We start from the raw sequence: 19,186 nt of genomic DNA, 5'->3' as shown, positions 1-19,186 counted from the left end.
TCAGGAAGGGGTTCCTGCCTCGCGCATGGCCTTTGCGGCCTCCACGTTCCCCAAGCCCTCCAGGCCCGCCGCGGCGCCGAGGCGGTCGCGCTCCTCGCGGTTCTGGCCGAGCTTGTACTTGCCCACCAGCCGGGTGACTTCGATCTCCAGGCCGACGATGGCCTTGAGCAGTCCGTCGATGTAGTCGGTGGGCGCGTCGCCCATCTTCCAGGGCTTCTGCTGCTGCGAGCGCGCCTCGTGCTCGCGCGTGAGCCGCGCCACCAGCCCGCGCAGGAAGCGCTCGTCGTCGCGCACGCGCAGCACGCCGTGCGCGTGCACCACCGCGTAGTTCCAGGTCGGCACATGCCTGTGGTGCTCGGCCTTGCTCGGATACCAGTTGGGCGAGATGTAGCCGTCGGCGGCCCGGAAGACCACCAGCACCTCGGTGTCGGCCGCTTGCTGCCACACCGGGTTGGCGCGCGCCACGTGGGCACGCAGCAGCCCGTGTGGTCCGACGGCGGTGTCGAGTTCGAAGGGAATGTGGTTCGCGTCCAGCCCGTCGGGGCCGTGCGTGACCAGGGTGCCCAGCGGGTGCGCCTGCATGAGTGCGTGCAGGGCTTCCGGGCGTTGTTCTTCAAAGGCGGTGGGCAGGTACATGGTGGTCAGTGGGGGGATGTGTTCAGTGCGTGCTGCACCAGTGCAGCCATTGTGCGTGCGGCCTCGGAGCCCGAGGCGGTGAGGCCCACGACGGTGCCTTCGCGGTCGGCGCGCGCTTCGTCCTGGCTGGCCTTGAGCTTGCCTTCCAGGCGCTGGATGGCGATCTCGATGCCCGCACCATCGGCGGTCCACCGCACGGCGCCATGGGCATGGACCACCACGTAGTTCCAGGTGGGCACCACGCGGCCGTGTTCCGCCTTGCCGGGGTACCAGCCGGGGGAGATGTAGGCCTGCGGTCCATGAAACACGACCAGCGAGGGGGCACCGGCCTGCACCGCGCGCCCCCCGGCGTCGTCCGGATCGATCCGGACGCTCAGTGTGCCGTGGTTGCCGCGCGTGCGGTCCAGCACGAAGGGCCGGTGGCTGGCGGTCAGGCCGTCCGCGCCCAGGCAGACCCAGGTGCCCAGCGGGTGCGCGTCGATGAGGTCGAGCTGCGCGGCGCGGTCGTCGAAGCGGTGGTGCGGGGGGACGTACATATATAGATAGAGGGCGGTGCCGGCCGGGCTCAGCTGCCCTGCAGCGCGTGCCGCAGCAGCAGCACCGACAGCGCCCACATGGTCAGGCCGATCAGGCCGTCCAGCACCTGCCAGGCGCGGGGTTTTGCAAACAGCGGCGCCAGCCAACGCGCGCCGAAGCCCAGGCCGCAGAACCAGACCAGGCTGGCGAGGCTGGAGCCGGCGATGAACCAGCCGCGCAGGCCGGCCGGCTGCTGGGCGCCGATGCTGCCCATCAGCATCACCGTGTCCAGGTAGACGTGCGGGTTGAGCAGGGTGAACGCCGCCACCTGGGCCATCGCGGCGCCCCGAGAGAGCCGATCCGGCGCCGGGCCGCCCCAAGCCGGATCAGCCCCCCCGGGGGGCAGCGACCCGCTTTGCGGTGGAGCGTGGGGGCCGAACAGCCGGGCCCGCTGCAGCGCCTGCCAGCCGTACCAGGCCAGAAAGAGGGCGCCCGCCAGCGCCATGGCCTGCGCAAACGCCGGGTGCCGTCCCAGCGCCTGGGCCATGCCCAGCACACCGGCGCTGATCAGCACCGCGTCGGCCAGGGCGCAGAACAGCACCACCGGCACCACATGCTCGCGCCGCAGCCCCTGGCGCAGGACGAAGGCGTTCTGCGCGCCGATGGCGACGATGAGACCGAAGCAGAGCAGCAGGCCCTGCACGAACACGGGCAGCGCCTGGGCGAAAGACGTGGACAACATGGGCCGAGCTTGCCAGTGCTGGTGGATGAAGACAAACTGTCTTTCCTTCATCTGCTTTAGAGAAACTGAATCCATGCTCGATTACGCCGCCCTCAACGCCCTGGCCGCTGTGGTGCGCGAGGGCAGCTTCGATCGCGCGGCGCGCGCGCTGCACGTCACCCCGTCGGCGATCTCGCAGCGCATCCGCCTGCTGGAGGAGCGCGTGGGCTGCGCGCTGGTGGTGCGCGGCCAGCCCTGCCGGCCCACGGACACCGGACGCCGCATGTGCCAGCACGTGGACCGCGTGCGCCTGCTGGAGGCGGAACTGACCGACGCGCTGCCCGCCATCGCGCCCGAGGGCGGGGCGCGGGTCCACCTGCCGGTGGCCGTCAACGCCGACAGCCTGGCCACCTGGTTCGCGCCCGCGCTGGCGGCGTTCGCGGCCGAGGCGCCGGTGCTGGTGGAGCTGAGCGTGGACGACCAGGACCACACGGCCGAATGGCTGCGCACCGGCGCGGTGGTGGCCGCCGTCACCGGCACCGCGCGGCCGGCCACCGGCTGCAACAGCCAGCCGCTGGGCGTGATGCGCTACCTGGCCGCCGCCAGCCCGGCGTTCGTGGCACAGCACTTTGCGCAGGGGGTGGGCGCAGGCAGCCTGGCCCAGGCGCCCAGCCTGCTGTTCAACACCAAGGACGAGCTGCAGGCCGGCTGGGTGCGGCGCCTGTGCCACCGCCATGTGGAACTGCCGCGGCACACGTTGCCCTCGTCGCACGCCTTCGTCACCGCCGCGCTGGCCGGCATGGGCTGGGGCATGTTCCCGCAGGGCATGATCGAGCCCCACCTGGCCGAGGGCACGCTGGTGGAGCTGGCGCCCGGCACGCCGCTGGATGTGCCGCTGTACTGGCAGACGGCGCGGGCGGCATCCGGCCTGCTCGACGGGCTGACCCGGCGGATGGTGGCCGCCGCGCGGGAGGCCCTGCGGCCCGGGTGAGCCGGCGTCCTTTGTTAGGATGCTGCGCCCCCTGTTGTTCCCCGACCCTGTTACATGTCCCACCTGCCACACGCAGACAACTACCGCTCCGACATCGATGGCCTGCGTGCCATCGCCGTTTCTGCCGTCGTGATCCACCACGCGTTTCCCGAGCTGTTCCCGGGCGGCTTCGTCGGTGTGGACATCTTCTTCGTGATCTCGGGCTACCTCATCAGCTCGATCATCCTGGACAACCTGGCCCGCAACCGCTTCAGCTTCGCGGACTTCTACGCGCGGCGCGTCAAGCGCATCTTCCCGGCCCTGTTCCTGGTGCTGGCGTCCACGCTGGCCTACGGCTGGTTCGTGCTCTCGCCGCTGGAATACAAGGCGGTGGGCAAGCACGCGCTGGCGGGCAGCTTCTTCGTGTCCAACTTCGCCTTCTGGCAGGAGGCCGGCTACTTCGACGCCTCGGCGGTCGAAAAGCCGCTGCTGCACCTGTGGTCGCTGGCCATCGAGGAGCAGTTCTACATGTTCTGGCCGCTGGTGCTGGTGGTGCTGCACCGCGTGGGCCAACCCAAGCGGATCTGGATCGCAGCCCTGCTGCTGGCCTCGCTGGCGTTCAACCTCTGGCTGGTGCGTCTCGACGATCCGAACCCGGCCTTCTACAACCCGCTGGGGCGCTTCTGGGAAATGATGATGGGCGCCTTCCTGGCCGCCAGCCGCCCCGCACCGGGCACCACGGTGCAGCATGCCGGAGCCCGGGTGCAATGGCTCTCAACCGCCGGTGTGGTGCTGATGGCCGCCGTCATGGTCAAGCTCGATCCCGAACGCCGCTTCCCCGGCGGCTGGGCCTTTGCAGCCACCCTGGCCACCTGTCTGATGATCGCCGCCGGCCCGCGCGGCTGGTTCAACCGCTACGTGCTGTCGAGCAAGCCCATGGTCTGGATCGGTCTGATCAGCTACCCGCTCTACCTCTGGCACTGGCCGCTGCTGGCTTACCCGCACATCGAAAACGGCGGCGTGCCGCCGGCGCTGCACCAGGTCGGCTGGGTGCTGCTGGCTGTGCTGCTGGCCTGGCTGACCTACCGGCTGGTGGAAAAGCCGATCCGCTTCGGCCACTGGCGCCAGTGGCGCTTCACCACCGTGGCGCTGAGTGCCGGGGTGGCGATGACGGGCCTGACCGGCTTCACCATCTACAAGCAGGACGGCCAGCCCGAGCGGCTGCAGCGCCTGGCGGCCAACCAGCCGGGGCAGGACGGCACGCCCGAACAGATCCAGGCCCTGCTCAAGACGCTCTCGTCCAAGGGCGGCCGGCCCGCCATCATCGAAGGCTGGCGCGACGGCGACTGCATGCTCGACTACAAGCTGCCGGCGAGCCACTACAAACCCTTCTGCGTCGAGCAGAAGCGCCCGCTGGTCTTCCTCTGGGGCGACTCGCACGCCGGCTCGCTCTACCCGGGCTTCAAGGCGCTGCAGGACAGCGGCAAGTACAGCTTCGGCCTGGGCGAACGCACCGCGGCCATCTGCCCGCCCATCCTGGGCATCGACCCGCGCCCGCTGTGCAAGAGCCTGAACGACGACACCATCCGCGTCATCCGCGAGAGCAAGCCCGACATCGTCGTGCTCTATGCGTGGTGGCACGAGGGCAAGGTCAAAGGCCGCTACAAGGACACCTCGGGCCTGGAACCCACCGTGGCCGAGCTCAAGAAGGCCGGCGTCAAGCGCATCGTGCTGCTCGGCGCCGTGCCCTACTGGCGCGAAGACCTGCCCAAGCTGCTGCTGAAGGTGTGGCGCGAGCAGCAGCGCATTCCGCTGCGCCTGGGTGATGAGTACCTCGACCCCCACGTCAAGGCCGCCACCGCCGAGATGCGCCAACGCGCCAAGGCCATGGGCATCGAGTTCATCTCCGGCATGGACTACTTCTGCAACCGCCAGGGCTGCCTCACGCGCATGGAGCCCGGGTCCTCGGTGCCCCTGAGCTACGACTACGGGCACCTGACGCTGCCCGCGGTGAAGTACTACGTCGAGCAGATCGCGCCGCTGATCCTCAAGCCCTGAGCGCGCTCAGAACTGCCTGAACAGGGCCGCCGCGACAATCCCGGCCGCAATGGCCGGCAGCGGCTTCTTGAGCACCAGCATCACCAGGGCGGTCGTGGCCAGTGCCGCGCGGGCGCCCAGGTCGCCCTGCGCGGCCATCGGCGCCAGCACGGCCACCAGCACCGAGCCCGACATGGCCGCGATGAAGCGCCGCACGCGTGGCCCGATGGGCACGTAGGACATCACGAACACACCGCCCCAGCGGGTGGCCAGGGTCACCAGCGCCATCACGGCGACGATCAGCAGGGTGCCCCAGCCGGTGGATTCAACGCTCATCGCTCTTCTCCTTCCACAGCAGGCCCAGCAAGCCGCCGGCCAGCGTGCCGGTCACCACGTGGCTGTTCTCCGGCAGCCAGTGCCAGGCCGCGATCGACGCGCCGCCCGCCGCCACCCAGATCAGCAGCATGCGCAGGTTCTTCTCGCCACCCACCACCATGGCGAGCAGGAAGCAACCCATCACCATGTCCAGGCCCCAGCGCCGCGCGTCGGCGATCAGGCTGCCCACCTGCGTGCCCAGCACGGTGCCGATGATCCAGAACACCCACAGCGCCAGGCCACCGCCCAGCAGCAGCCCCAGGCCCGGCTGTCCGCGCCCCAGGGCCTGCATGGCGAGCGCCCAGTTGGAATCCGACGCCAGCGCCATCACGCCATAGCGCCGCGCGGGCGGCAGCTGACGCAGCCAGGGGTAGAGCGTGGCGCCCATCAGCAGGTGGCGCGCATTGATGGCGAACACGGTCAGCGCCAGGGGCAGCAGCGGCACCTGCGGTCCCCACAGGTCCAGCACCGCGAACTGCGCCGCGCCGGCGAACACGGCCGAACTCATCAGCACCGCCCATGGGGTGTCCAGTCCTTGCTGCAGGGAGGCGAGGCCGAAGGCCGCGCCGAACACCAGCACGAACAGGGCGATCGGCACCATCTGCCGGAAACCCGACCACACCAGCGGGCGGGTGAGGGCGCTTTGTGCAAGAACGTCGTCAGAAGCTGTCATGGGGCGAGACTGTGCCGGGTTTCATGAATCCCGAAAAGCGCAAAATTCTCATCGTTTCCATTCGATAACCGCATGCAAGGACGTTGCCCATGACCCCGCAGGATCTGCAGATCGACTGGCTCCGGTGCTTTGTGGCGGTGGTCGACGCCGGTTCACTGTCGGCCGCGGCTGGCGAGGTGCACCGCTCGCAGTCGGCCGTGAGCATGCAGCTCAAGAAACTGGAAGACGCGGTCGGCCGGCGCCTGCTGGAGCGTGGGCCGCGCAAGCTGCAGCTCACACCCGACGGCCAGACCCTGCTGGGCTATGCGCGGCGCATGCTCGACCTGCAGACCGAGGCACAGGCCGCGCTGCACGGCGACGAGCTGACCGGCCGCGTGCGCCTGGGCGTGCCGGACGACTATGCCGCGAAGTACCTCACGCCGGTGCTCAAGCGTTTCGCACCCAAGCACAGCGGGGTCGAGATCGAGCTGCACTGCGAGCAGTCGCCTTCTCTGATCCCGCGCGTGGCGCGCGGCGATCTGGACCTGGCCCTGGTCTCGCGCGACCACGCGCGGCGCGGCACCCTGCTGTTCCATGAGCCCATGGTCTGGGTCGGCTCGTCGCAGTTCGAGCTGTGGCGGCGCGACCCGCTGCCGATCGCGGTGTACGAGGAGGCCAGCCTGGCGCGGCGCGGTGCCATCCAGTCGCTGGCGCAGCAGGGGCGGCGCTACAAGGTGGTCTACAACAGCTCCAGCCTGGCCGGGCAGATCGCGGCGGTGGACAGCGGCCTGGCCGTGGCGGTGCTCACGCAGTGCAGCGCGCCGCCGCACCTGCAGGTGCTGGGCGCCGAACAGGGCCTGGGACCGCTGACGCCGATGGAGGTGGGCGTCTACCGCAGCCGCGAATCGCGCGGCAACAAGGCGGTGGACGGCCTGCACGACCTGCTGGTGAAGACCTTGCGGCAGTCGGCGGCGGGCTGAGGGCCTGCAAGGTGCCTTGACGCATGTCAGCCAGCTGTGACCCGTTTGCGCGAACATAGCGCCATGACCGTTTCCGATCCCGTTTCCCAACCCGGCGCCGGCTCCGTCTTCACCGCCCGAGCCCTGACCAAGACCTATGGCGAGGGCGACACGGCGGTGCACGCGCTGCGCGGCGTCGATCTGGACATCGTGCGCGGCGAGTTCGTGGTGCTGCTCGGTGCCTCGGGCAGCGGCAAGTCCACGCTGCTCAACATCCTGGGCGGGCTGGACACGGCCACCAGCGGCTCGGCCAGCTGGACACACGAGGGGCAGGTGCACGAGCTCATCGGCGCGGGCGACGCCGAGCTGACGCGCTACCGGCGCGAGCACGTCGGCTTCGTGTTCCAGTTCTACAACCTCATCCCCAGCCTGACCGCCGAGGAGAACGTGGCCCTGGTGACCGACCTGGCCGAGGACCCGATGGACCCGGCCGAGGCGCTGGCGCTGGTGGGCCTGGCCGAGCGGCGCCACCACTTCGTCTCGCAGCTCTCCGGCGGCGAGCAGCAGCGGGTGGCCATTGCGCGGGCCATCGCCAAGCGCCCGGCCGTGCTGCTCTGCGACGAACCCACCGGTGCGCTGGACTGCGCCACCGGCGTCATGGTGCTGCAGGCCATCGAGCGCGTGAACCGCGAGCTGGGCACGACCACGGTGGTCATCACCCACAACGCGCCGATTGCCGACATGGCCGACCGCGTGCTGCGCCTGGCCGACGGCCGCATCGTCGAAAGCCATGTGAACCCCCACAAGGTGGCCGCGTCCACGCTGCGGTGGTGACACACACAAGATGAGCACCCTCCACACCAAACTCTGGCGCGACCTGCGGCGTCTGCGCGCCCAGGTGCTCACCATCGCGGTGGTGGTGGCCATCGGCGTGGCGGGCTTCGTCGGCATGTTCGCGGTGCACGACTCGCTCAAGACCTCGCGCGACGCCTTCTACGCCGACAACCGCCTGGCCGACCTGTTCGCCGGCATCAAGCGCGCGCCGGTGTCGCTCGGCGAACGCATCCGCTCCATTCCCGGCGTGGCGGAGGTGAAGCTCGACGTGGTATTCGACGCCCAGGTCGATCTGCCCGAGGTGGTGCAACCCGTCACCGGCCGCTTCATCGGGCTGGACCTCTCGGCCGCGCAGGCCGGGCGCCAGGGCCTGAACGCGCTCAGCCTCAAGCAGGGCCGCTGGCCCGAGCGCGGCGCCCAGCTCGAAGCCCTGGTCAGCGACCGCTTCGCCGCCGCGCGCCAGCTCAAGCCCGGGGACGTGGTGCACGCCATCCTCAATGGCCGGCGCGAGCGCATCCACCTGGTGGGCACGGCCGCCACGCCCGAGTACGTGTTCGCCTCGCAGGGCGGCGCACCCGACGACACGGGCTTCGGCATCTGGTGGATCGACGGCGCCCGCACGACCGAGCTGTTCGACATGCAGGGCGCGTTCAACCAGGCCGCGCTGCGGCTCGAAGCCGGTGTGCCCGAGCGCGCCGTGCTCACGCCGCTGGACCGCCTGCTCGAACCCTACGGCAGCATCGGCGCGGTGGGGCGCGACCGCCAGCTCTCTACCAAGATCGTCAGCGACGAACTGGCGCAGCTCAAGGTCATGGGCACGGTGCTGCCGGCCATCTTCCTGGCCGTGGCCATGTTCATCCTCAACGTGGTGCTCAGCCGCCAGGTGGCCACGCAGCGCAGCCAGATTGCCGCACTCAAGGCCCTGGGCTACACCGACGGCGCCATCGCGTGGCACTACACCCAGCTCGCGCTGGTCATCGCCGGGCTGGGCGTGGTGGTGGGCCTGGGCCTGAGCCAGCTGATTGGCCGCGGCATGCTCAGCCTGTACGACGAGGTGTTCCGCTTCAACCGCTTGGCCTACGCCACCGACACCACACTGGTCCTGCTCTCGGCCGCCATCGCCGGGCTGGCCGCCGCCGCCGGCACCTGGACCGCCATCCACGCCGTGGTGCGGCTGCGGCCGGCGCAGGCCATGCTGCCGCCCGCGCCGCCGGCCTACACCGCCACGCTGGTCGAGCGCCTGGGCCTGGGGCGCTTCCTGTCCACCAGCGCGCGCATGGTGGTGCGCAACCTCGAACGCCGGCCGCTGCGGGCGGCCTTCACCGTCACCGGCATCGCGCTGGCGGTGGCACTGCAAATCTCGGGCGCCTTCTGGCTCGACGCCATCGCCCACATCGTGGACGTGCAGTTCCGCCAGGTGCAGCAGGGCGACGTGCTGGTCAACTTCCACCGCCCGGTGCCCGTGACCGTGGTGCGCGACCTGCAGCGCCTGCCCGGCGTGCTCGACGCCGAGGTCTACCGCACCGAGCCGGTGAAGGTGACGCTGCGCGGGCGCAGCAACGACACCGCGGTGATGGCCCTGCGGGGCAACGCCAGGCTGATGCGCCTGGTGGACGAAGACCGCGGCGCGCTGGCCCTGCCGGCGCACGGCGTGGTGCTCTCGGGCCTGCTGGCGCGCGAGCTCGGCGCCCAGGTGGGCGACCGCATCACGCTGCAGTTCCGCCTGTGGAGCCGGCGCAGCGTGGAGGTGGAGGTGGTTGACATCGCGCGCACCATGTTCGGCCAGCTGCTCTACATGAACCTGGACACCCTCAACCGCCTGGCCGGCGATGGCGACGGCGTGGCCGACGCGGCGCTGCAGGTGGACCCGGCCGCCATGCCCGCCTTCTGGGCCGCGGTGAAGGCGGCGCCGGGCATCAACTCGGTGTTCGACAAGGCCAGCTCCATGGCCGAGTTCAACCACCGCACCGAACGCAACATGGGCGTGTTCAGCGGCATCCTCACGCTGTTCGCCGTGGCCATGGCGGTGGGCATCATCTACAACGCGGCGCGCATTTCCCTCTCCGAGCGTGCCTGGGAACTGGCCAGCCTGCGCGTGCTGGGCATGACGCGGGCCGAGGTCTCGGTGCTGCTGCTGGCCGAGCTGGCGGCCGAACTGCTGATCGCGCTGCCGCTGGGCGCACTGGCCGGCTGGGGCCTGGCCACGCTGATGATGCAGCTCATGGCCAGCGACGCGATTGATTTTCCGGTGGTCATCGAACCGTCCACCTACGCCTCGGCCGCGCTCATCGTGCTGGCCGCCGGTGTGGCCAGTGCCCTGCTGGTGCGCCGCCACATCGACCGTCTGGATCTGGTCTCTGTCTTGAAGGTACGCGAATGAACAAGTCGAACAACGGAGCGGCGAAAAAACGCCGCTGGCTCATCGGCGGACTGGCCTTTGCGGCCCTGGCCGCCATTCTCTGGGCCTCCTACCGCCCGCGTCCGCTGGACGTGGAAACCGCCACCGTGGCCGAAGGCCGCTTCGAGCAGGTGATCGAGGAAGACGGCCAGCTGCGCCTGCAGCAGCGCTACCTGGTCACCGCGCCCACCGCCGCGCAGCTGCAGCGGCCCACGCTCAAGGTGGGCGACGCGGTGAAGGCGGGCGACGTGGTGGCCGTGCTCACGCCCAATGCGCCCGGCATGATCGACGCGCGCACCCGCAGCGTGCTGCAGCAGCGCGTGGGCAGCGCCGACGCCGCTGTGGCCGCTGCCCGTGCCAACGTGCAGCGCGCCCAGGCCGCACTGGCCCAGGCCACGCTCGAAGCAGAGCGCTCTGCGCAGCTCGCCAAGGACAACTTCATCGCCCCGTCCGCCCGCGACCAGAGCCGCCTGGCGCGCGAGGCCGCGGCCCAGGCCCTGAAAGCCGCGCAGGCCGAACAGGCCGCCGCCGGCCACGCCGCCAGCGAAGCCCGCGCCGCGCTGGGCCGTGCCGAGCCGAGCGGCGCCGCGCAAGGCCTGTGGTCGCTCAAGAGCCCGGTCGACGGCCGTGTGCTCAAGTTGCACAAGGACAGCAGCGAACCCGTGCAGGCCGGCGCGCCGCTGCTGGAAATCGGCGACACCGGCGCCATGGAGGCCGTGATCGACGTGCTCTCCGGCGACGCGCCGCGCATCGCCGCAGGCGCCGCAGTCCAGCTGTCCACCGGCCGCAACCAGCCGCCGCTGGCCGGGCAGGTGGGGCGCGTGGACCCGGTCGCCTTCACCAAGACCTCGGCCCTGGGCATCGAAGAACAGCGCGTCAACGTCACGGTCGCGCTCCAGGCGCCGCCGGAGGAACTGCAGAAGCTGGGCGACGGCTTTCGCGTCGACGCGCGCATCACCGTGTCGGCCCAGGACGGCGCGCTGCTCGTCCCCTCGGCCGCGCTGGTGCGCCAGGGCGAAGGCTGGCAGGTGTTCGTGGTGGAAGCGGGCAAGGCCCGGGCGAGGGCGGTGACCTTCAGCGACCGCAACGCGGAGAGTGCGTGGGTGAAAGACGGGCTGAAGGCCGGGGAGGCGGTGATCCTTTATCCGGGGAGTGAGATGAGGGATGGGCAGCCGGTGAAGGTCAGAAGAGGTCAGTCGTAGTACTGTTTTTCAACTTAACGAAATTGACCAAATTTCCAAAATTGACTAGACTCACCTCACCTTGATCCAGTGCGCCATGAATGTTTCGTGGGGCTGGTTACCGAAAGGGGTGTGATTTGGCTTCAGTCAACAAAGTCATCTTGGTTGGAAACATCGGACGAGATCCGGAGATCCGTTACCTGCCTTCAGGCACTCCTTTGCGTTCTGGTCGGCTGAATGCATCGGATCTCTCGGCGACAGAACCATTGGGAAATCACTACGAGGATTTCTTAGCGTCGCTTTACCTACCGGTTGGACAGGTGCCTTCCGAGAAGGTGCGTTCGTCCACTCCGACGGTACTGAACAAAAGCGATTGCGGTCAGAACAAGTCAAGAAGAAGAGTTCCGATTGCTCATTCCGGCTCCATCCGCTCAACCAGTTTTTTTGGCAGCAACAAGGCCAACAAGCGCAACGCGCCATAACAGTGGGCACTAGTGAACACACATGAACACTTTGACTTTCCCCCTCTCTGTTGCCCTTGAAACCCCAACCCGCCGTACCGTATCCGCCGACCCCTACGCCAGCGGAGCGCAGACCGATGCGCTGCTGCGCTCGGGTGCGGCCTACCGGCGCGAGCGCATGCAGGCGGCCGACATGATCACCACCGACGAAGCCGCTGAACTGGCGGGCACCTCACGCGTGACCATCAACGCGTGGATCAAGTCCGGTCGGTGCCTCGGTGTGTCGCATCTGCGGCGTGGCTTCAAGCTGCCGCGCTGGCAGTTCGAGCCTTTTGTGTTCCCGTACCTCCAACCCATGTCGAAGGCGTTGGGTACCACCGACGGCTGGCCACTGCTGGCCTTCCTGGAAAGCCCTCACCCTGCACTGGATGGCCAGACGCCCCGCGTGGCGCTGGAGCAGGGCGTGGATGCGAAACGGGTACTGGGTCTGGCAACAGCAGAGGGACATTGATGCCCCCCTGCTCATGAACCTCAAAGAACTCAAACCTCCGCTGATTGAACTGCCTGCCGGGCAGACGTTTTTCCGGGTCCAATCGCTGCGTGCGCGGCCTGGCGCAGTCAAAACGAACGGACTTCTGTTGCCACCAGCTGGCTTGTTGTCCGGTCGGTTCTGTTTGACTGATCAGGTTACTGCCTACTTGGCAGACAGTGCAGATACCGCGCTGTTCGAAGCGCAGTTCCGGCGCGACACGAAGAGCCGAAGCTTGGGCGAGTTGCGCAAGCGCGCTTTGCTTCAATTCACCACGGTGCAGTCTCTTCGGCTGGTGGATCTGCGCGCGCTGGCGGAGCCCTACCCACTGCTGTTGAGCTTGCGAATCGAACAGACCCAAGCCTTGGCGCGAGAGTGTTTCAGGGCTGGCCATCAGGGATTGATTTATGCCTCGGCACAGCACATGCAGCACGCATGCATTTGCTTGTTTCCGGACGGGATTGCGGCATTGAAGCGACAACAGCAGTGGCCCTTGGTCAAGCCAGGTACGCGGCAACTGCTGCATGCCGTGGTGGACGCGGCGCGGCGCTCTGGCGTGCCACTGCTAGGGGAAGACGCGGGCTAACGATGGCGGTGCTGCTCACCCCCGCCAAGCCTTCTCAATCCCCGCAATATCAATCTTCGTCATCCCCATCATCGCGTCGAACGCCCGCTGGGCGGCTGCGCGGTCCGGGTCGTTGACGGCGGCCGTCAGCACGCGCGGGGTGATCTGCCACGACAGGCCCCATTTGTCCTTGCACCAACCGCAGGCGCTTTCCTGGCCACCGTTGCCGACGATGGCGTTCCACAGGCGGTCGGTTTCGGCCTGGTCGTCGGTGGCCACCTGGAACGAGAAGGCTTCGGTCTGCGGGAAGGCCGGGCCGCCGTTGAGTCCGAGGCAGGGGATGCCCATGACGGTGAATTCGACGGTCAGCACATCGCCCTGCTGGCCGGAGGGGTAGTCGCCGGGCGCGCGCATGACCGCGCCCACCGAGCTGTCGGGGAAAGTGGCGGCGTAGAAGCGCGCGGCTGCTTCGGCATGGCCGTTGAACCAGAGGCAGATGGTGTTCTTGGCGGGCATGGGCGTCTCCTGAAAACGGGGTGAACACGATAGCCGCAATGCGCGGCAGACGTCGAGGGGCAGGCGGCCCGTGCCCCGGGCGTTTCTTTCGTGTCTTTCTGTAAGTCGTCTTGTGGCCGCAGAGGTGCGAGGAGTACGCTGCCCCTCCCCACGCGGTCGGTACGGGCCGGGGTGCCAGTTGTTCGACGGCGGCGGGATCCGAAGCATCAACAACACACAGGAGACAGACATGGAGAAGACCGGTTTGAAGGGTCGGCGTCTGACCCGGGGGCAATGGGGCGCGGCGTTCGCGGCGACTTTGCTCGTGGCGGCCTGCGGCGGAGGCAGCGACTCGTCCGGCGACAGCGGGGGCGACCTCGCCACCGCGCGGATGCTGACGACAGAGGTGGCTGCAGCGGGAGGGGCGGCGGCCGCTGGATCGTCATCTCCCAGTTGCCTCAACCGGGTCAACAACACGTTCAACAAACTGCTGGAGTGCGTGACCCTGGCCGGTGTCCGGCGCCATCAGCAGGCCCTGCAGACCATCGCCAACGAGAACAACGGCATCCGCACCTCGGGCACGCCGGGGTACGACGCGTCGGTGGACTACGCGGCCCAGGTGCTGCGCGACGCGGGCTACCTGGTCACCGTCACTGACTTCCAGTTCCAGACCTTCATCACGCTCTCGCCCACGGTGCTGGAGCAGGTGTCGCCCGGCCCGGCCGGCCCGCTGGCGAACAACATCATGGAGTACTCGGGCAGCGGCGACGTGACCGCCTCCGTGACGGCGCTGATGCCGCCCCCGGGTGACGGCACACCGGGCTGCGAGGCGGCGGACTTCGCCGGCTTCCCGGCCGGCAACATCGCGCTCATCAGCCGGGGCGGCTGCACGTTTGCCCTCAAGGCCACCAATGCCCAGGCCGCCGGTGCGAGCGGGGTGGTCATCTACAACAACACCACCGGCGACCTCAACGGCACGCTGGGCGAAGCCTTCACCGAGGACATCGGCGTGACCGGCATCACGCAGGCCCTGGGTCAGCAGCTGGCGGCGACGCCCGGGCTGGTGCTGCGGCTCAAGACCGACACCTTCCGTGGCGAGGCGACAACCAGCAACATCATTGCCGAGTCGCGCACGGGCGACCCGAACAACGTGGTGATGGTCGGCGCGCACCTCGACTCGGTGAACGAAGGCCCCGGCATCAACGACAACGGCTCGGGCGTGGCGGCGATCCTGGAGACCGCGGTGCAGATGGCCAAGGTCAAGCCGCGCAACAAGCTGCGCTTCGCACTCTGGGGCGCGGAAGAGTCGGGGCTGGTGGGTTCCACGAACTATGTGGAAGGACTGTCCCAGGCCGAGAAGGACCGCATCGCGCTGTACCTGAACTTCGACATGATCGGCTCGCCCAACCACGTCTTCTTCGTCTACGACGGCGACGATTCGGACGGCACGGGCGAAGGCCCCGGCCCGGGCGGGTCGGACCAGATCGAGAAGGCGTTCGAGTCGTTCTACATGCAGCGCGGCGTGCCGTTCAAGGGCACGGACTTCGATGGCCGCTCCGACTACCGGGCCTTCATCCAGAACCTGATCCCGGCCGGCGGCCTGTTCACCGGCGCCGAAGGCATCAAGACGGCGGAGGAAGCGGCGCTGTGGGGCGGCACGGCGGGCACGGCCTACGACCCGTGCTACCACCAGGCCTGCGACACCTTCGCCAACAACAGCGACACGGCGCTGGACATCAACGCCGACGCGGTGGCCTACACCACGCTGCTGTTCTCGATGAACACCTCGAGCGTGAACGACCAGCGCGGCAAGGGCAACTTCCGCATGCCGGCCCTCAAGCCGCTGCACCCGGAGCGCACGGGGAACTGAAGGCGCTTGACCGATTCACCCCCATGCCGGCCCCCGGGCGGGCGTGGGGGATCAGGCGGGGTCGAGCAGCCAGCGCAGGTCCTCTTCCAGCCGTTGCCACTCCACACCCGACGCCATGTGGCCGTAGGGGCTGTCCAGCTCGCGGTAGCGCAGCGGGCCGGGGACGGCGCCGAGCAGGGCGCGCACCGCGGGGTCGGGCGGGAAGATCGCGTCGGTGGTGCAGACCATGAAGAGCAGGCGCGTGCGGATCTCGGCGAGCCGGCCGCGCACGTCGAAGCGTTCGGCCGCGGCGGCCAGGGTGACCATGCTGTTGGGGTCGAAGCGTTCGGCCCACTGGCGGCAGGCCTGGTCCATGGCGGCCTGTCGCTGCGCCGGGTCGGCGATGCGCGCCTCGAACAGGCGCTCCAGGCCGTAGCTGCGCAGGGTCTGCAGGCGCAGCTCCATCAGCATCTCCTTCATGCGCGGGTCGCCGTAGTGCCAGCCGCCGTTCCAGGCCGGGTGGTCGGCAAAGCGCTGACGCGTGGCCTCTGAACTCAGGCCCTTGGGGTGGGTGAGGCCGGACACCAGCGATCCCACGGCGTCGACCATGTCCGGGAACGACAGCGCCCATTGCAGGGCCTGCCAGCCGCCGTAGGAGGGGCCCACGACCGCACGCAGGTGGCGCACGCCCAGCTGCTGCAGCAGGCGGTGCTGCACGGCCACGATGTCTTCCAGCGTGATGGCGGGAAAGTCCGGCCCCCAGGGCCGTCCGGTGGCCGGGTTGGTGGTGTTCGGGCCGGTGGTGCCGAACGAGGAACCCAGCATGTTGCTGCAGACGATGAAGAAGCGGTCGGTGTCCAGCGGCCGGCCGGGGCCGAGCAGCGGCGCCCACGAGCTCTCGGCCACATGGTGGCCGGGCACGAGCATCGAGGGGCCGCTGGTGTAGCCGTGGGTCACCAGCACGGCGTTGCGGCCGTCGGGTGCGAGCTGGCCGAAGGTGGCGTAGGCAACGTCCAGCGCGGGCAGCTCGGTGCCGCTGGACAGCCGGTGGGCGCCCAGTGAAAGGGTGTTCAGCATGTCAGTCGACCTTGATGCCGGCGGTCTTGATGACCTGGGTCCAGGTCTCGGTTTCGCGCTGGACGAAGGGGGTGAATCTGTCCTTGCCGGTGGCGACCACGGTGGCGCCGGTGGCTTCGATGCGGGCCTTGAGCGGCCCGTTCAGCGCCTTGATGGCGGCGGCCTCAATGGCCGCGACCACCGGCGCGGGAATGCCCTGCGGCCCCGAGATGCCGGCCCAGGCGGTGGCCTCGAAACCGGGGTAGCCCGACTCCGCCACCGTGGGCACCTGCGGCAGCAGCGGGTTGCGCTCCGCGCTGCTGATGGCCAGCGGCACGACCTTGCCGGCCGCGCTGGGCGCGATGACCGCGTCCTGGTTGAGGAACATCAGCTGCACCTGGCCGGCCATGAGGTCGGTGAGGGCGGGCGCGCCGCCGCGGTAGGGGATGTGCAGCATGGAGATGCCGGCGCGCTGCTTGAACATTTCCATGGCCAGGTGGCCCGAGGTGCCGTTGCCCGAGCTGGCGTAGCTCAGGCGGCCGGGGTTCGCCTTGGCGTGCTTCACCAGATCGGCCAGGGTCTTGAAGCCGGTGGAGGGGTGCACGATCAGCGCGTTTGCACCGGCCAGTGCGAATGCGATGTGCACGAAGTCGCGGTTGATGTCGAACGGCAGCTTGGCCACCAAGCCCGGGCTGGTGGCGTTGCCGATCCAGGAGAGCATCAGCGTGTGGCCGTCGGGCGCCGCGCGGGCCGTGGCCTCGGCGGCGATCACGCCGGCGCTGCCGGGCTTGTTCACCACCACCATGGGCTGGCCCAGCAGCTTGCCCATCTCGTCGGCGATCATGCGCGCCGCGTTGTCGGACGGCCCGCCGGCCGGCGCCGCGACGATGAACTGGATGGGGCGGTTGGGGAAAGGCGCCTGCGCGCGGACCGCGGTCGGCGCGAGCGCCTGCAGGCCGCCGAAGCCGCCCAGGACCAGGGCCTGGCGACGGTTCAGCCGGTGGGTTGAATGCATGTCTGTCTCCTGTGGTTGTGACTGCATGGTCCGCGCAAAAGCCATCGGCAACAAGACAGAAATCAGGGCAAGACATTAGACTCTTCAATACCATGTCTGTCGCCTCCACCGTGCTGCTCAACCGCCTCCTGGCCCGGGGCAAGTTCCGCCATGCGCAAGTGCTGCTGCACCTGGCCGAGCTGGGCAGCGTGCAACGCGCGGCCGACGCCATGGGCATGACGCAATCGTCGGTGACGCAGTCGCTGGCCTACCTCGAACAGCTGCTGGAGTCGCAGCTGTTCCACCGCCACGCGCGCGGCGTGCGGCCCACCGAGGTGTGCCAGGACCTGCTGCCGGTGGTGCGGCAGATCGTCTCGGGCCTGGGTGCGGGTGCCGAGGCGGTGGCCGCGCGCCAGCAGCAGGGGCAGGGCATGGTGCGGCTGGCGGCGTCCGGCGCCGCGATCAATGGCCTGCTGCTGCCGGCCCTGGCCGCGTTCGGCGAGCGACACCCGCGCATCAGCGTGCAGCTGCGCGAGCTGGAGCGCGACGAATTGCTGCTGCTGGTCACGTCCGGACAGGCCGACCTGGCGGTGTGCCGCCGGCCCACCGTGGTGCCCAGCGGCTGGCGCTTCGACCGCCTGGTGGACGACCACCTGGTGGTGGTGTGCGGGCCGGCGCATCCGCTGGCGGGCAAGCGGGTGCGGTCGTGGTCGCCGCTGTTCAAGGCCACCTGGCTGCTGCCGCCGGTGGACAGCATCGCGCGGGCGAGCTTCGACGAGGTGGTGCGGGGCGCGGGCGCGGCGCCCGCCACCCACCCGGTGGTGACGCGCTCGCTGTCGGCGCTGGTCTGGCTGCTGCGGCAGCGGCCGCTGCTGGCCCTGCTGCCCTACCGCTCGGTGCGCGCCTGGCTGGACGACGGGGTGTTGGCCACGGTGCCGCTGGACACTGGCGCGGCGCTGGAGCCCATCGGCGTGCTGCGGCCGGAGCAGGGCGCGCGCGCCGCGCAGGACCGGCTGGCGGAATTCCTGCTGGCCCAGTCCGGGGATGGGGTGGCGGTCAGGGCCTGATCACTGCACGATTTCGTCCGCCGGCCCTTTGTGCGCGTCGGGTTTGGCCGTGGCCGCGCTGCCCGCGGCGGCGCTCATCACCAGCCCGATGGCCAGCCATTGCAGGCCGCTCAGGTGCTCGTCGAGCACCAGCACGCCCATCAGCGCGGCCACGGCCGGCTCCATGCTGGCCATGACGCCGAAGGCGGCGGGCGTGAGGCGCTTGAGCGCCACCATCTCCAGCGAGATCGGGATGGCGCTGGAGACGGCCGCCACGCCCAGGCCGAACAGCAGGATGCCAGGCTGCAGCAGCGCGCTGCCGGCGTGCCAGACGCCGAAGGGCACCACCGTGACCGCGGCCATGGTCAGGCCCAGCGCCACCGAATGGCCGGCGTGCAGGTGGCCGACCTTCTTGCCGAACAGGATGTAGGCGGCCCAGAACACGGCCGCGCCGAGCGCGAACATCACGCCCACCGGGTCGAGGCGGGTCACGTCGTGGCCCAGTGGCAGCAGCAGGCCCAGGCCCACGATGGCGAAGGCGATCCAGAGATAGTCGATGGCCCGGCGCGAGGTGAAGAAGGCCACGGCCAGCGGCCCGCTGAACTCGATGGCCACCGCGACGCCGAACGGGATCGTCTGGAGCGACTGGTAGAACATCAGGTTCATGCAGCCCAGGGCCATGCCGTAGCGCACCAGGCTTCTGGCGTCGGCGCGCGTGGTGGTCCAGCGCCAGGGCCGCCAGATCAGCAGCAGGATCAGGGCCGAGAAGCCCACGCGCAGCGCGGTGGTGCCCAGCGCCCCGACCTGCGGGAACAGCTGTTTGCCAAACGAGGTGCCGATGCCCAGTGCCACGACCGAGCCGAGCACGGCCAGCAGGGGCACGGCCTGTGCCCAGCGGAGAGAACTCACTTT

At 69.4% G+C, this 19,186-nt stretch carries 19 protein-coding genes and 1 pseudogene; 11 read left to right on the top strand and 9 right to left on the bottom strand.

From position 1 onward, the window contains the following. Genes DD542_RS09060 through DD542_RS09050 form a run of 3 tightly spaced genes read right to left on the bottom strand, consistent with a single transcriptional unit; the run spans position 1 to position 1,894 of the window. Positions 1–636 carry an FMN-binding negative transcriptional regulator gene (locus DD542_RS09060; RefSeq protein ID WP_127805237.1) on the bottom strand — a complete coding sequence of 212 codons (636 nt, stop codon included), beginning with the start codon at positions 634–636 and terminating at the stop codon, positions 1–3. Positions 637–641: 5 nt separating this feature from the next. Further along, positions 642–1,172 (bottom strand): FMN-binding negative transcriptional regulator, encoded by a 531-nt coding sequence (locus DD542_RS09055; RefSeq protein ID WP_066158213.1) that lies wholly within the window; start codon positions 1,170–1,172, stop codon positions 642–644. Positions 1,173–1,201: 29 nt separating this feature from the next. Continuing rightward, the gene (locus tag DD542_RS09050) at positions 1,202–1,894 is read right to left on the bottom strand and encodes a LysE/ArgO family amino acid transporter (RefSeq protein WP_206610786.1); all 693 of its coding nucleotides are present in this window, start codon (positions 1,892–1,894) and stop codon (positions 1,202–1,204) included. A gap of 73 nt (positions 1,895–1,967) precedes the next feature. Here DD542_RS09050 and DD542_RS09045 point away from each other — a divergent pair, with 73 nt between their 5' ends. After that, positions 1,968–2,864: a LysR family transcriptional regulator ArgP gene (locus DD542_RS09045; RefSeq protein WP_127805235.1), complete on the top strand. Its 897-nt coding sequence runs from the start codon at positions 1,968–1,970 to the stop codon at positions 2,862–2,864. A gap of 54 nt (positions 2,865–2,918) precedes the next feature. Beyond that, positions 2,919–4,901 carry an acyltransferase family protein gene (locus tag DD542_RS09040; RefSeq protein ID WP_127805233.1) on the top strand — a complete coding sequence of 661 codons (1,983 nt, stop codon included), beginning with the start codon at positions 2,919–2,921 and terminating at the stop codon, positions 4,899–4,901. 6 nt (positions 4,902–4,907) lie between these two features. On the opposite strand, the gene DD542_RS09035 is transcribed toward DD542_RS09040, so the two are convergent. After that, entirely contained in the window at positions 4,908–5,216 is a 309-nt protein-coding gene (locus DD542_RS09035; protein WP_127805231.1) for an AzlD domain-containing protein, read from the bottom strand. After that, positions 5,206–5,928, bottom strand: a complete 723-nt coding sequence (locus DD542_RS09030; protein ID WP_164868372.1) for an AzlC family ABC transporter permease — start codon at positions 5,926–5,928, stop codon at positions 5,206–5,208. The genes DD542_RS09035 and DD542_RS09030 overlap by 11 nt, the downstream gene beginning before the upstream one ends. Positions 5,929–6,017: 89 nt before the next feature. On the opposite strand from DD542_RS09030, the gene DD542_RS09025 reads away from it, so the two are divergent. From DD542_RS09025 to DD542_RS08995, 7 genes and pseudogenes are all read left to right on the top strand, one after another. Beyond that, positions 6,018–6,887: a LysR substrate-binding domain-containing protein gene (locus tag DD542_RS09025; RefSeq protein WP_127805229.1), complete on the top strand. Its 870-nt coding sequence runs from the start codon at positions 6,018–6,020 to the stop codon at positions 6,885–6,887. Between the two features lie 63 nt (positions 6,888–6,950). After that, positions 6,951–7,700, top strand: coding sequence for an ABC transporter ATP-binding protein (locus DD542_RS09020; protein WP_127805227.1), 750 nt, complete (start codon positions 6,951–6,953; stop codon positions 7,698–7,700). A 10-nt stretch (positions 7,701–7,710) separates the two neighbouring features. Beyond that, positions 7,711–10,080, top strand: a complete 2,370-nt coding sequence (locus tag DD542_RS09015; RefSeq protein WP_127805225.1) for an ABC transporter permease — start codon at positions 7,711–7,713, stop codon at positions 10,078–10,080. Beyond that, complete coding sequence (locus DD542_RS09010) at positions 10,077–11,300, top strand: efflux RND transporter periplasmic adaptor subunit (RefSeq protein ID WP_127805223.1); 1,224 nt, start codon at positions 10,077–10,079, stop codon at positions 11,298–11,300. Before DD542_RS09015 ends, DD542_RS09010 begins: the two co-directional genes overlap by 4 nt. A gap of 116 nt (positions 11,301–11,416) precedes the next feature. Then, a pseudogene (locus tag DD542_RS09005) lies at positions 11,417–11,491 on the top strand (single-stranded DNA-binding protein); the annotation flags it as partial. A gap of 292 nt (positions 11,492–11,783) precedes the next feature. After that, on the top strand, positions 11,784–12,251 hold the full coding sequence (locus tag DD542_RS09000) for a helix-turn-helix domain-containing protein (protein ID WP_127805221.1): 468 nt from the start codon (positions 11,784–11,786) through the stop codon (positions 12,249–12,251). 13 nt (positions 12,252–12,264) lie between these two features. Further along, complete coding sequence (locus DD542_RS08995; RefSeq protein ID WP_164868371.1) at positions 12,265–12,855, top strand: RES family NAD+ phosphorylase; 591 nt, start codon at positions 12,265–12,267, stop codon at positions 12,853–12,855. 15 nt (positions 12,856–12,870) lie between these two features. On the opposite strand, the gene DD542_RS08990 is transcribed toward DD542_RS08995, so the two are convergent. After that, positions 12,871–13,350 (bottom strand): VOC family protein, encoded by a 480-nt coding sequence (locus DD542_RS08990; RefSeq protein WP_127805217.1) that lies wholly within the window; start codon positions 13,348–13,350, stop codon positions 12,871–12,873. A gap of 229 nt (positions 13,351–13,579) precedes the next feature. On the opposite strand from DD542_RS08990, the gene DD542_RS24190 reads away from it, so the two are divergent. Then, positions 13,580–15,199 carry a M28 family metallopeptidase gene (locus DD542_RS24190; RefSeq protein WP_206610785.1) on the top strand — a complete coding sequence of 540 codons (1,620 nt, stop codon included), beginning with the start codon at positions 13,580–13,582 and terminating at the stop codon, positions 15,197–15,199. A 51-nt stretch (positions 15,200–15,250) separates the two neighbouring features. Here the strand turns inward: DD542_RS24190 and DD542_RS08980 are convergent, their stop codons facing one another. Both DD542_RS08980 and DD542_RS08975 read right to left on the bottom strand, forming a co-directional pair. Next, a complete protein-coding gene (locus tag DD542_RS08980; RefSeq protein WP_127805215.1) occupies positions 15,251–16,255 on the bottom strand; it encodes an alpha/beta fold hydrolase in 1,005 nt (334 codons plus the stop codon). A gap of 1 nt (position 16,256) precedes the next feature. After that, complete coding sequence (locus DD542_RS08975; protein ID WP_164868370.1) at positions 16,257–17,249, bottom strand: tripartite tricarboxylate transporter substrate-binding protein; 993 nt, start codon at positions 17,247–17,249, stop codon at positions 16,257–16,259. A gap of 92 nt (positions 17,250–17,341) precedes the next feature. Between DD542_RS08975 and DD542_RS08970 the strand changes: the two genes are divergently transcribed. After that, a complete protein-coding gene (locus DD542_RS08970; RefSeq protein ID WP_127805211.1) occupies positions 17,342–18,295 on the top strand; it encodes a LysR family transcriptional regulator in 954 nt (317 codons plus the stop codon). Here DD542_RS08970 and DD542_RS08965 read toward each other — a convergent pair whose 3' ends face one another. Further along, positions 18,296–19,183 carry a DMT family transporter gene (locus tag DD542_RS08965; RefSeq protein ID WP_127805209.1) on the bottom strand — a complete coding sequence of 296 codons (888 nt, stop codon included), beginning with the start codon at positions 19,181–19,183 and terminating at the stop codon, positions 18,296–18,298. Positions 19,184–19,186: the final 3 nt, after the last annotated feature.

The sequence above is a fragment of the Hydrogenophaga sp. NH-16 genome (assembly GCF_004006415.1).
Classification (GTDB): Bacteria; Pseudomonadota; Gammaproteobacteria; order Burkholderiales; family Burkholderiaceae_C; genus Hydrogenophaga; species Hydrogenophaga pseudoflava.
This window is presented reverse-complemented; position numbering and strand designations above follow the sequence as displayed.

What these genes read in the sequence shown, in the direction of transcription:
- DD542_RS09060 (WP_127805237.1), bottom strand. Translation starts at nt 636, where the DNA reads ATGTACCTGCCCACCGCCTTTGAAGAACAACGCCCGGAAGCCCTGCAC.
- DD542_RS09055 (WP_066158213.1), bottom strand. Translation starts at nt 1,172, where the DNA reads ATGTACGTCCCCCCGCACCACCGCTTCGACGACCGCGCCGCGCAGCTC.
- DD542_RS09050 (WP_206610786.1), bottom strand. Translation starts at nt 1,894, where the DNA reads ATGTTGTCCACGTCTTTCGCCCAGGCGCTGCCCGTGTTCGTGCAGGGC.
- DD542_RS09045 (WP_127805235.1), top strand. Translation starts at nt 1,968, where the DNA reads ATGCTCGATTACGCCGCCCTCAACGCCCTGGCCGCTGTGGTGCGCGAG.
- DD542_RS09040 (WP_127805233.1), top strand. Translation starts at nt 2,919, where the DNA reads ATGTCCCACCTGCCACACGCAGACAACTACCGCTCCGACATCGATGGC.
- DD542_RS09035 (WP_127805231.1), bottom strand. Translation starts at nt 5,216, where the DNA reads ATGAGCGTTGAATCCACCGGCTGGGGCACCCTGCTGATCGTCGCCGTG.
- DD542_RS09030 (WP_164868372.1), bottom strand. Translation starts at nt 5,928, where the DNA reads ATGACAGCTTCTGACGACGTTCTTGCACAAAGCGCCCTCACCCGCCCG.
- DD542_RS09025 (WP_127805229.1), top strand. Translation starts at nt 6,018, where the DNA reads ATGACCCCGCAGGATCTGCAGATCGACTGGCTCCGGTGCTTTGTGGCG.
- DD542_RS09020 (WP_127805227.1), top strand. Translation starts at nt 6,951, where the DNA reads ATGACCGTTTCCGATCCCGTTTCCCAACCCGGCGCCGGCTCCGTCTTC.
- DD542_RS09015 (WP_127805225.1), top strand. Translation starts at nt 7,711, where the DNA reads ATGAGCACCCTCCACACCAAACTCTGGCGCGACCTGCGGCGTCTGCGC.
- DD542_RS09010 (WP_127805223.1), top strand. Translation starts at nt 10,077, where the DNA reads ATGAACAAGTCGAACAACGGAGCGGCGAAAAAACGCCGCTGGCTCATC.
- DD542_RS09000 (WP_127805221.1), top strand. Translation starts at nt 11,784, where the DNA reads ATGAACACTTTGACTTTCCCCCTCTCTGTTGCCCTTGAAACCCCAACC.
- DD542_RS08995 (WP_164868371.1), top strand. Translation starts at nt 12,265, where the DNA reads ATGAACCTCAAAGAACTCAAACCTCCGCTGATTGAACTGCCTGCCGGG.
- DD542_RS08990 (WP_127805217.1), bottom strand. Translation starts at nt 13,350, where the DNA reads ATGCCCGCCAAGAACACCATCTGCCTCTGGTTCAACGGCCATGCCGAA.
- DD542_RS24190 (WP_206610785.1), top strand. Translation starts at nt 13,580, where the DNA reads ATGGAGAAGACCGGTTTGAAGGGTCGGCGTCTGACCCGGGGGCAATGG.
- DD542_RS08980 (WP_127805215.1), bottom strand. Translation starts at nt 16,255, where the DNA reads ATGCTGAACACCCTTTCACTGGGCGCCCACCGGCTGTCCAGCGGCACC.
- DD542_RS08975 (WP_164868370.1), bottom strand. Translation starts at nt 17,249, where the DNA reads ATGCATTCAACCCACCGGCTGAACCGTCGCCAGGCCCTGGTCCTGGGC.
- DD542_RS08970 (WP_127805211.1), top strand. Translation starts at nt 17,342, where the DNA reads ATGTCTGTCGCCTCCACCGTGCTGCTCAACCGCCTCCTGGCCCGGGGC.